This is a genomic window from Pseudomonas frederiksbergensis, assembly GCF_003732275.1.
In the GTDB taxonomy this organism is placed as follows: Bacteria; Pseudomonadota; Gammaproteobacteria; order Pseudomonadales; family Pseudomonadaceae; genus Aquipseudomonas; species Aquipseudomonas frederiksbergensis_H.
In genome coordinates, this window is the sequence record NZ_MOBM01000003.1 from 64,501 (window position 1) to 74,834 (window position 10,334).

The 10,334-nt window shown below is 60.5% G+C and carries 10 protein-coding genes; 8 read left to right on the top strand and 2 right to left on the bottom strand.

The genetic code is table 11. From position 1 onward, the window contains the following. Positions 1-6: 6 nt before the first annotated feature. The 8 genes from BK662_RS01835 (at position 7) to BK662_RS01870 (ending at position 8,243) form a co-directional block, all read left to right on the top strand. Positions 7-1,008, top strand: coding sequence for a polysaccharide deacetylase family protein (locus BK662_RS01835; protein WP_123356240.1), 1,002 nt, complete (start codon positions 7-9; stop codon positions 1,006-1,008). Then, positions 1,005-2,309, top strand: coding sequence for a lipopolysaccharide biosynthesis protein (locus BK662_RS01840; protein WP_123356242.1), 1,305 nt, complete (start codon positions 1,005-1,007; stop codon positions 2,307-2,309). Before BK662_RS01835 ends, BK662_RS01840 begins: the two co-directional genes overlap by 4 nt. Beyond that, complete coding sequence (locus tag BK662_RS01845; protein ID WP_123356244.1) at positions 2,306-4,225, top strand: hypothetical protein; 1,920 nt, start codon at positions 2,306-2,308, stop codon at positions 4,223-4,225. The genes BK662_RS01840 and BK662_RS01845 overlap by 4 nt, the downstream gene beginning before the upstream one ends. Positions 4,226-4,317: 92 nt before the next feature. After that, positions 4,318-5,007 (top strand): GNAT family N-acetyltransferase, encoded by a 690-nt coding sequence (locus BK662_RS01850; protein ID WP_123356264.1) that lies wholly within the window; start codon positions 4,318-4,320, stop codon positions 5,005-5,007. 4 nt (positions 5,008-5,011) lie between these two features. Next, entirely contained in the window at positions 5,012-6,232 is a 1,221-nt protein-coding gene (locus BK662_RS01855) for a GNAT family N-acetyltransferase (RefSeq protein ID WP_123356245.1), read from the top strand. Then, complete coding sequence (locus BK662_RS01860; RefSeq protein ID WP_123356247.1) at positions 6,204-7,016, top strand: ChbG/HpnK family deacetylase; 813 nt, start codon at positions 6,204-6,206, stop codon at positions 7,014-7,016. Before BK662_RS01855 ends, BK662_RS01860 begins: the two co-directional genes overlap by 29 nt. Positions 7,017-7,073: 57 nt before the next feature. Beyond that, positions 7,074-7,763 (top strand): N-acetyltransferase, encoded by a 690-nt coding sequence (locus BK662_RS01865; RefSeq protein ID WP_123356249.1) that lies wholly within the window; start codon positions 7,074-7,076, stop codon positions 7,761-7,763. Positions 7,764-7,934: 171 nt separating this feature from the next. Beyond that, positions 7,935-8,243 (top strand): addiction module antidote protein, encoded by a 309-nt coding sequence (locus BK662_RS01870; RefSeq protein WP_123356251.1) that lies wholly within the window; start codon positions 7,935-7,937, stop codon positions 8,241-8,243. On the opposite strand, the gene BK662_RS01875 is transcribed toward BK662_RS01870, so the two are convergent. Both BK662_RS01875 and BK662_RS01880 read right to left on the bottom strand, forming a co-directional pair. Continuing rightward, complete coding sequence (locus tag BK662_RS01875; RefSeq protein WP_123356254.1) at positions 8,232-9,071, bottom strand: class I SAM-dependent methyltransferase; 840 nt, start codon at positions 9,069-9,071, stop codon at positions 8,232-8,234. The two genes, BK662_RS01870 and BK662_RS01875, sit on opposite strands and share 12 nt — an antisense overlap. Before the next feature lie 93 nt (positions 9,072-9,164). Further along, positions 9,165-10,070 carry a LysR family transcriptional regulator gene (locus tag BK662_RS01880; protein WP_123356256.1) on the bottom strand — a complete coding sequence of 302 codons (906 nt, stop codon included), beginning with the start codon at positions 10,068-10,070 and terminating at the stop codon, positions 9,165-9,167. Between the last annotated feature and the right edge of the window lie 264 nt (positions 10,071-10,334).

Consider the following 10,334-nt stretch of genomic DNA (forward strand, 5'->3'; position numbering starts at 1 on the left):
CGCGCCATGGCGATCAAACAATTATTAAAACGCACCAGTGGCTGGCTTTACCTCAACTCGCCCGTAGGCCGTCACCAATTGCACGGTGCCGGGGTGATCCTGATGCTGCACCGGGTGCTGGCCAATGACCGCGCCGCCGACCTGCCCCATCGCAATGAACTGTGCGTCGGGCCGAAGGCGTTCGAACATCTGCTCGCCTGGATGAAAAAAAACTTCGAATGCGTGCCGCTGATGGAGATCTTGCAACCCGGCGCCATCAGAACCGAGCGGCCAAAAGTCGCGCTGACCTTCGACGACGGCTGGCGCGACAACGCGCTGAATGCCTTCCCGTTGCTGAAAAAGTATCAGATGCCGGCGAGCATTTTTCTCTCCACCGATTTCATTGGCAGCCGACAACGCTTCTGGTGGGAAAGCCTGGGGGAAACCCTGTGGCGCAGCCACGGTGAAAAAGCCCGGACGCATTTGATTGAATGCCTGCAACAGCTTGGGCGACCGCTACCGGTGCTGCTCGATGATCTGGATGTGCAGCGCCGTAGCCTGGCGCTTTTGCATTTTCTGCAAAGTCTGAAAACCTTGCCTGCGGGCGAACTGAACCGGCTCACCGATCAATGCCCGGAGGAGTCGTTGCCCCAGGCTCTGGATTGGCATCAAGTACGCGCGCTGGAAGCCAGCGGGTTGATCCGCTTCGGCCCCCATGGCGCCAGCCATGCGATCCTCACCGACCTTGACGATCAACGTCTGGATGAGGAACTGAGCCGCAGCCGCAATGCCCTGCGCAACGGTTGCAACCGGCCACTGCCGGTCTACTGCTACCCCAATGGCAATCATGATGCGCGGGTGCGCGAACACGTCGCCGACCATGACTTCCCGTTTGCCTTGGGCACCGTCGCCGGGATTTATCGTGGTATCAGCGATCCATTGGCCTTGCCGCGAATCGGCATCAGCCATCGCACGGCGCGCAACCCGGAGTTGCTGTCCTGGCGCATCTACCGCGGAGCCAGGCCATGAGTCGCAGTCATTACCTCAAACACCTGGCCCTGAGCATGGGCACCAAACTGGCGATGATCGGCCTGCGGCTGCTGCGCAACGTATTGCTGGCGCGGATTCTGGGGCCTAGCGAGCGAGGTCTGTTTGCGTTGCTCAGTACCCTGCCCGATTTGATCAGCGCCGCCACCAGCGGCGGGTTGAATTCGGCGGTGGGGTATCAGGCGGCCAAGCAACGCCCCATGGGATTGTTGCTGAGTCAGGTGCTGGTGTTTGGTTGCCTGTTGGCGGGTTTGCTGACGTTGCTGGTGGTGGCGCTGGTGCGAGAGTTCGGTGGTGAACTCGACATCACCACGCAACTGGGATTGCTCGCCTGGCTGTTGCTGCTGGCGGTGCCGCTGACCGTGCTCAAGAGCGGCCTGTTGACCTTGCACAATGCGTCGGGCGGTGTGGTGGCGTTCAATGCCTTGCGGCTGGTGGAATCCCTGGCGCCACTGCTGCTGTTTCTGGCCTTGTTCTGGATGTGGAAAGACGCTGCACTGGAAGCGGCACTGATCAGTTGGCTGGCCGGCCTCAGCCTGGTGGTGCTGGCCGGGTGGTTCTGGCTCAAGCGCGCTCAGCCCCTGGCGTTGCAATGGAACCGCGCCAGCCAGAATGAACTGCTGCGCTACAGCGCTCGCAGCCATCCGGACCTGCTGTTCCAGCAAGTGATTCTGCGTTCCGATTTCCTGTTCATCGGCGCCCTGCTCGGCAGCACGGCGTTGGGGCATTACGCCATGGCCAGCGCCGCCGCCGAGTTGCTGCTGATCGTCCCGGAAGCGGTAACCACGCCGCTGATGAAACGCCTGCTGCAACAGGACGAAGGCATGGATCGCCTGACGCCGTTGGCGCTGCGCCTGACCGCCACGGTGATGCTCGGCGCCTGCCTGACCATGGCGGTGATCGGTGAATGGCTGATCGTCACGCTGTTCGGCGTTGCCTATCAGCCAGCCTACCCGGCGTTGCTGGCGCTGCTGCCGGGGCTGCTCGGTCTTTGCTATGCGAGCATCCTGCGCCTGGACTTGCTGGGCAAAAATCGCCCCGGCACGATTTCACTGTTGATGGGCCTCGGCGCGTTGTTGAACTTGGCCCTGAACCTGTTGTTGATCCCGATTTACGGCATCGTCGGCGCTGCGACGGCATCGTCCATCGCTTACCTGGCCGTAACCCTCGCGCTGCTGGTGATGTATTGCCGGTTGAGCGGTGTACCGGTCTGGCAAACCCTGATCATCCTGCCCAGCGATGTGGCCCCGATGCTTCAGATGCTGCAACGGAAATCGGCATGAAACGCCTGATGCTGCTGTTGAGCCTGGGCCTCGGTTTGAGCGCCCATGCGGCGCCCATGCGCTGGGCTGATATTCGCGACGGCAGCCTGTACCTGCAAACGGATCGCCCCGACACGCTGACTATTCACTGGGTCCCGGCATGGCAAGCCGACGCCAACGAAGAACACCTGTACCTGCTCGACGGCACCGGCAACCTCAAGGGCGAACGCCTGATCGCCGCCAGTGAAACCCGAGGCAAGCAGAGCTGGCCACTGGCACCGAGTGCCGCCAGTTATCGACTGGAAATTCCGGGCTACAGTTTCCGCCGCTACACGATCGAACACGACGAACATACCGTGGCGTTGTTCGCCCCGGCCAAGGTGCATTTCAGCGCCGAAAGCCGCGGTGGCGATGAGCTGTATTTCAAGGTCGCACCGGGAGAACACGCCGTACTGGCCGGCAAGTTTCACGGTGGGATCAACACCCTGCAGGCTCAGCGCGTGAGCGACAACAAACAGCTGTCCCTGGCGCTGAAACCCTATCGCGCCTACTGGCAGTTCGATCAGCTGGCATTGCCCGTCACTCAGGACGAACAGGTTTGGCGCCTGCGCCTGCAAGGCAGCGGCAAGGTCGCGTTCTGGCTCGATGGCACGGCGAACCTGTTTGCCCAGAACCCGCAGCAACTCAAACCGCTGCGCGAGGACGACGGTCAGACGCGCTTGACCCTGCACAAAGAGCTGCTCGGCCCAACCCCGAACCTGGGCATTTACTTGCCCTATGTGCTGCCCCCTCAATCCAGTTTCGCAGCGCTCGACGCCCTCAAGCCTCAGGCGGGCACCTATTACAGTTTCGTTGACGTCACCGCGCAAAATCCGCACCACGAAGATGCGTTCCGCCAGCTCTATCAGAACCGCTTCGGTATCACGCAGGACCTCACGCTGTTGGCCGGCAGCCAGCGCCAGGCCGATCTGCGCGCCGACACCATGAGTAACGCCGGCCTCGACGCCTGGCTCGCCGCCACTCGCGCCCTCGGCGGCACCGGTACGCACTACATCGCGTTCGCCGACGAGCCGAACCTCAACTACCCGAGCTACGCCGACTACCAGGCGATCTTCAACAGCATGGCCCGGCAAGTACGCAGTGATCCGGCCAACGCCAAGGCCGGTGTACGCATCGCCATGCCCGCCACTTCGCGCTTCGTTAACGGCCCGTTCGCCGACAATGCTGCCGACAAGCGCGGTATCGATTGGGCGCGGCGCCTGCTGGCCGAATCCGGCGAGCAGATCGACGCCCTCGCCTGGCACGAATGGATGATTCGCGACCTGCTGGCGACTCGGGTCTACCGCGACAGCGTGCGCCGGGCCGCCGAGCTGGTGGGACTCGATGCCAAGGGCCGGCCACGCAAGGCCTTGCTGCTGGATCAGACCAACCTGTCCAGCGGCTCAAGCCTGAGCCCCTACGATCAGGAAACACATTTCGCTTCGCTATGGTGGACCTCGGTGGTCATCAACTCGGCCCAGGACGGGTTGCTGGACATGCTCAACTGGTTCCAGGCCGCCGACGAGCCCACTTACCCCAAAGGCATGGTGCGGGTGCTGGGCGGTGATCGTTTCGAACTCAAACCGGTGGGTCTGGCCCAGCAATTCATCCAGCAGCACTGGCTGAAAAACGTCATGCGCCTGGACAACGACGCCTTCGAAGTCGACGTGCTGGCCATGGCCACCGAACGCCAGCGAAGTTTACTGGGGGTCAACAAGGGTGTGCGCTTGCAGCGTGTCGATCTGGCCGGGGCAACATGCCCGCTGGCCAAGGGCGCGCTGGTGTACTTCGGTGCCGACAGCCGCAGTCGTAGCGCTCAATTCAACTGTCACGACGGTCGCGTCAGCTTCGACCTGCCGGGCGAAACCTTGTTCGCCTTGAGTTGGAGCGCCTCATGAACGCCGTCAACTTGCATCACCACGACCGCGCCGCGCTCGACTGCGCGCTGCAGCACATCATCCGCGACCGGTCCCTGTCAGGAGGCAACGATATGAATGCCTTAGGGAAACTTCGCCAACACATCAAACGAAAAGGCCTGCGTGCAACGATCAGAGTCGTGTGGAGACGATACGTGTTTGCTCACTGGGCGCTGTTGTGGATGAAGCGTGACCTGGTCAGCCCGGTGCCGCCCCACCAGCTCAAGCCTTGCCCACCGCTGCAAGTGAAGACCATCACGGTGCATAACACCGCGGCCTTTGCCCGTCACTTTGGCGACCGGGTCAACATCATGGAAGAACTGGCCACCGAGGGTTACACCGGGCACATGTATCTGGATGGCAAAGGCGACGCGGTGGCCTTCATCTGGGGCAGCACCCGGGAGTATCACGATCGGCATTTCTACGGCTGCAAGTTCCCGGTCAAGAAAGGCGAATTCTTCGAATTCGGCGGCGAACTGGCTCGCGCCTATTGGGGCACCACGCTCTCGGTGGACCTGCAACTGCGACTCTGGAAAGCCATGCAGGCCCAAGGTTGCAACACGGTCGTGGATGTCTGCGACGCCCACAATATACCGGCGCTGAAACTGCACATTCGCATGGGCTATCAAGAGCAAGGACGCATCCAGCACGTCTACCGATTATTCGGTCGCTGGCGCTTCTTTCGTGAGGCTCGTTACAGCGACTCACGCCTGGATGCGTTACGTAAACCGTCCCGTTCACCTGTTCCTGAGGCGGTGGCCTGAACTTATGGTGGCACGATTCGAATGGCGCACGTCGTTGTGCGCCCCGGACTTTCCGGCAGCTGCCTATGAGGGGTTGCGCCTGCGCGTGCCCGATCACACGCCGTTCAACACCCTGGCCTGGCTGTGCGCGTCGGAACAGGCACTGACCGCTGGGGAACGCTTGCACGTTCTGCTGGGCTGGCAAGGTGATGAATTGTCCTTGTGCCTGCCGCTGGTGGTGTCTGTGGAGCGCTTTGGCAGGCTGCCGTTTCGGGTCCTGCATCACCTCGGTTATCCCCTTACCGATCGCCTGGCCCTGCTCACCTGCCTCGATGCCGACAGCATGCGCAAGGCGCTGGTGATCATCCGCCGTCACTTGCCCCATGCGATGCTGCAACTCAATGAATTGTCCGAACCCATCGGCGAAGAAAGCGCGCTGACCGCATGGATGGCCCACAGCTCGACCGGCGAGCGCCGCCTCAGTTGCCGGGTGCCGGTGCATTTGATCAGCGAGGCCGACCACCAGGAAGTCTCCGGCGACCCGCGCTACAAACTGCGCCGGGCGCGTAAACGCATCTTGGCCTATGGTGCCCAGGTCCGACGCGTAACCCCTGACGCGGCCACCATCGGTCCTTTGTTGCAAGCCCTCAGCGACGTCGAAGCGCAGAGCTGGAAAGGTGTCGAAGGCGTGGGGATTTTCACCAGCAACCGTAGCCGGCAATGGATCGACCTGGCCTTCACCGCCCTCGCCAAACAGGGACTGCTGCGGGTGATACTGCTGGAGCTGGACGGACGCTGCATCAGTTACCGGCTCGGCTTGCTGGAACAGGGCCGGCTGTACGACTACAACCTGGCGTTCCTGCCGAAATACGCCGATCTGGGCAGCGGTCGTGTGCTGCTCGAAGAGTGGATTCGCTGGGGCCTGGACGATAACTGGCACTGGATCGACGCTTCGCGGGTCAGTCTGAAGAGCTCCAGCCATCAACTCCATGAGCGCATGACCGGGCAACTTGAGCACTGGCGCTGGAGCTTCTACTCCTGGCGCCCCAGCGGTCTCGCCTTGGGGCTGACCATGCGGCTCTGGCATCACTTCAAGCCCTGGTTGAAAAAGTGGCGGGCCTGGCGGGCAGCGGTGCTGCCTGTTGCTGAACCCACCCCTGCACCCGCAGCCGCCGACCAAGGCCCTGCGCCCACCGAAAAAACCATGGAGGGCAAACATGCCTCGCCAAGTCATAGTCAACGCTGACGATTTCGGCCTCAGCTCAAGCGACAACGCCGTAATTCTCGGCGCCTTCCAGGCCGGGGTCATCAGCTCCGCCACCGCCATGGCCAACATGCCGGCGTTCGAGGAGGCCTGCGTCATGGCCCGACAGCCATTGCTCAAGGGGCGAGTCGGGTTGCACTTCAATCTCACGTATGGCCGGCCGTTGAGCCCATCGATTCTCGCGCGTTCGATGTTCTGTGACAGTGAAGGTCTGTTCGCCCTCAACCTGCCTCGCCACCGTTTATGGCTCAATCGCCTGGATCGCGATGTGGTACTGGAGGAGCTCGAAGCCCAATGGCAATGCTGCCTGGACAACGGCCTGCGCCCCAGCCATATCGACTCTCATCAGCACGTGCACAACATCTGGCCCATCGGTGAAATCGTCGCGCGTTTCGCCGCCTACCAAGGGGTGCCCGTGCGACTGGCACGTCATCTGGGAAATAACCTGAGTGTGCCCAAGCGGGTGTTCAAGACGTTACTCAATCATCGATTGAACTATCTAGCCGGAGCGACTGCGCAGTATGTATGTACCCCGGCAGACCTGCGCAACGTGATAATGCCGATCGACGGCCTGCTGGAAATCGTTGTCCATCCAACGCACATCGGCGCCGATTTTGGCGATATCTATCTAAACCCCGGAGAGTCTCTGGCTCACATCCTGGAGCAACGTCTTGCGGGCGTTCCGAGAGTGTCCTATGCCGATGTGCCAACGACATTCAAAGAAGAGCCGCAGTACTCGATTGAGCTGGACCCGTTGCAACCTTGAATTATCGCCATTGAAAACGTTACCCACCCAACCCTGGCTTCAGCCTCGGAGGACCTCATGAGCGCCATCGCCAAGCTTCGCGAACGTATCAAACAAAAAGGCCTGCTCCATACGCTCCAGACGCTCTGGAAGCGCTATGTGTATTTCCACCGAGAACTGTTGTGGCTGGGGCGCGATCTCGTCACCCCGGTGGAGCCGCACAAACTGCGGCCCTATACGGGGTTAAAGCTGGTGACGATTACCCAGGAGAACGCCATCGCTTTCACCAAGTATTACGGAAACCGCGTCAAGGCCATGGCCCAAATTGCCTCCGAAGGTCACACCGGGCACATGTATGTGGACGAGGCAGGTGATGCCATCGGATTCATCTGGGGCAGCCTCAGTGACTACTTTGACCAGCACTATTACGGCTGCTGGTTCCGGGTCAAACCCGGTGAGTTTTTCCAGTTCGGCGGTGAAATGATCCCTCTCTACTTCGGTTCCAGCCTGTCGGTGGACGCCCAGTACAATATCTGGGGTGCGATGCGGGACCAAGGTTGCAACAAGGTCATGGACGTCTGCGATGTCCGCAACATCCAGGCCATGAAAATGCACCTGCGCATGGACTACCAGGAGCAAGGGCGCATCACCCACGTCTACGACCTGTTCGGCCGTTTTCGCTTCTTCCGCGAAACCCACTACAGCGGCTCGCGGCTGACTGAACTGCGCAAACCTGCGCAGTCGACGGCGACTGCGGCGCAGGCGTGATTTTGGCGGGTGGGGCGTTCGTTGCTTGATTTGCCGCCATCGCGGGTTTTCCTGCGATGGCGGTATGTTGCCTACACAATTCAGGGAAAAATACACCCATCTCAAGGAAACGACTGACTCCTCATACCTGCGCGAACCTATACATTCGAACAGGAATGAGGAGTCAAAACCATGAGCCACAAACTCACAAACTTCGACATGGCAGCACTGCTCGACAGTGACGAAGCCATCAGCGAGTACCTCTCTCAGGTACTGGCAGACGGCGACAACGAAGAGTTTCTTCGTGCTATTGGCTACGTGGTAAAGGCCCGTGGCATGGCACAAATTGCCAAAGATTCCGGAATGGGCCGCGAAAGCCTGTACAAAGCCTTCGCGCCAGGCGCGAAACCACGTTTTGATACGGTTCTAAAGGTCATTCATGCCCTTGGCATAGATCTCTGCGCACAACCGGGACATGCGGCAAATCACTCAACTCTCTGAGAATGTCCTCGGCACTACGTTGTTCGCCTTTACCGCCACCAACGTGTAGCACAACGGCAGCTGCGCCTTTTGCTGCTGATACCGATCGTAGAGTTCTTCGCGGTTGGAATGCGGGTATTCCTTGAAGTGGCTGATCTGCAACCCCGCCTCAACGGCACCGGTGAAGATGGCGCCCAGGGTGTGGACGAACCAGTAAGACGCTGATGCCGGCTGTTCGACTTTGCCTTCATAGACGATCGGCTGGTTCTGGACGAAAGGTTCGCTGCGGAAATACGAGCTGTCCGGGCGATAGGGATCGGCTGACTCGGGGTTGAACATTTCCAGGAAGGGGTGGGTTTCGTATACCACCAGGCTGCCGCCGGGCTTGAGGGTTTGCGCGGCATGGCGCAAGAATTCGGCAATGTCCGGCATCCAGTTCAATACGCCGATGGTAATCAGCGCTACATCGAAACGCTGGTAAAGATCAGTCGGCAGGCTATGGATGTCAGCCTCGATGAATTCGGGCTCATGGGGCGAACGGGATGCCAGCTCCCGGGCCTGATCGAGAAAGGCCTCCGACTGGTCAATGCCCACAACACGGCGGGGCCCCAGTGCAAACAGCGAAAGACTTTCGCGTCCGTTGTTGCAGCCCAGTTGCACCACATCCTTGCCGTCGACGCCGACCTGTTGAAGCAACCCGGTGAGGGTGTCATCCAGGCAGGAAAAATCGCCATGGCTCACGGCACTCAAACAGGCCTGCCACTCAGGGGCGTCTTTGTGGTGTTGGGCCGAGTCATTCCACGCATCGCGATTGCTGGCGATGGCTTTTTCTTTTGTCGGCATTTCCATTGCACACTCCAGAATTCGGGCCTTTGATTGGCCGGCAAGAGTCTGGATCAGCGTCAGAAAAACTACCATTCGAGCTTTGTTGCGATCTTGTAATCACCTGTGGGGCGAACCCTCTTCGCGTTGATTCAACCGCTCACGCAAGAACTCGATCAGCGCCTGTACCGGTCGCGAACTCTGGCGATGTTGCGGGTAGACGGCCGACAAGGTCAGCGGCTCGGGGCGCAAATCATCCAGCACCGGCACGAGTCGGCCGTCCTCCAGGGCCGAACCGACGATGAAGGTCGGCAGGTAGGTGATTCCCATGCCGGCGATGGCCGCGTCCCTGAGCAACTCACCATTGTTGACCCGCATCCGGCCGGTAACGTTGACCGTCAACGGCTTGCCCTGCCCGTCGAACCGCCATTGCACCTGACGACCGTGGCCGTAAGGCAGGCAATCGTGAGTGTGCAAATCCTCGGGTTTAAGCGGCGTGCCCCGCTCGGCCAGATACACCGGGCTGGCGCAATACACCCGCTCGATGGAGGCGAGGCGTCGGGCGATCAGTGTCGAGTCTTCCAGCACGCCGATGCGCAATGCCAGATCGTAGCCCTCGCCGAGCAAGTCCACTGGCCGATCGCTCAGGTCGACCTCCACGGTGACCTCGCGATAACGCTGCAAAAATACCGGCAGCAGACTGCCCAGATGCGCGACCGCAAATGACAGCGGCGCGCTCAGGCGAATGGTGCCGCGAGGCTCGGTGGTCTGGCCGGCGATGCCCTGCTCCACTTGCTCGACTTCGCCAAGCAGGCGCAGGGCCGATTCGTAATAACTCTGCCCCAGCGGCGTGACGTCCAACCGCCGGGTCGAACGGTTGAGCAGGCGCACGCCGAGGCGCTCTTCCAGTTGCATCAGGCGGCGGCTGACGAACTGCTTGGACAACCCTAATTGATCGGCTGCCGCAGTGAAGCTGCCAGAGTCCATGACCTGGCAAAAAATACGCATATCCTCGAACGGGTTCATTGTCGCGCCCTGGTTGACGGTCAAGCGCTTTATAGCTGTTTTTGCCGCTCCCGGCTCCCCAAATCTAAAGATCAAAAGATTAAAAGATCGCAGCCTGCGGCAGCTCCTACGGGGTTGCGTGTACACCCGTAAATGATCAGATGCACTCAAATCCCCGTAGGAGCTGCCGCAGGCTGCGATCTTTTAAAGCTGCCGACCGAAACCGGCAGCCGTCCCTCTTACTTCGCAGTGAACGTCGTGTAGCTGTTGATCAGGTTGCGGTAG

What these genes read in the sequence shown, in the direction of transcription:
- BK662_RS01835 (WP_123356240.1), top strand. Translation starts at nt 7, where the DNA reads ATGGCGATCAAACAATTATTAAAACGCACCAGTGGCTGGCTTTACCTC.
- BK662_RS01840 (WP_123356242.1), top strand. Translation starts at nt 1,005, where the DNA reads ATGAGTCGCAGTCATTACCTCAAACACCTGGCCCTGAGCATGGGCACC.
- BK662_RS01845 (WP_123356244.1), top strand. Translation starts at nt 2,306, where the DNA reads ATGAAACGCCTGATGCTGCTGTTGAGCCTGGGCCTCGGTTTGAGCGCC.
- BK662_RS01850 (WP_123356264.1), top strand. Translation starts at nt 4,318, where the DNA reads ATGAATGCCTTAGGGAAACTTCGCCAACACATCAAACGAAAAGGCCTG.
- BK662_RS01855 (WP_123356245.1), top strand. Translation starts at nt 5,012, where the DNA reads ATGGTGGCACGATTCGAATGGCGCACGTCGTTGTGCGCCCCGGACTTT.
- BK662_RS01860 (WP_123356247.1), top strand. Translation starts at nt 6,204, where the DNA reads ATGCCTCGCCAAGTCATAGTCAACGCTGACGATTTCGGCCTCAGCTCA.
- BK662_RS01865 (WP_123356249.1), top strand. Translation starts at nt 7,074, where the DNA reads ATGAGCGCCATCGCCAAGCTTCGCGAACGTATCAAACAAAAAGGCCTG.
- BK662_RS01870 (WP_123356251.1), top strand. Translation starts at nt 7,935, where the DNA reads ATGAGCCACAAACTCACAAACTTCGACATGGCAGCACTGCTCGACAGT.
- BK662_RS01875 (WP_123356254.1), bottom strand. Translation starts at nt 9,071, where the DNA reads ATGGAAATGCCGACAAAAGAAAAAGCCATCGCCAGCAATCGCGATGCG.
- BK662_RS01880 (WP_123356256.1), bottom strand. Translation starts at nt 10,070, where the DNA reads ATGAACCCGTTCGAGGATATGCGTATTTTTTGCCAGGTCATGGACTCT.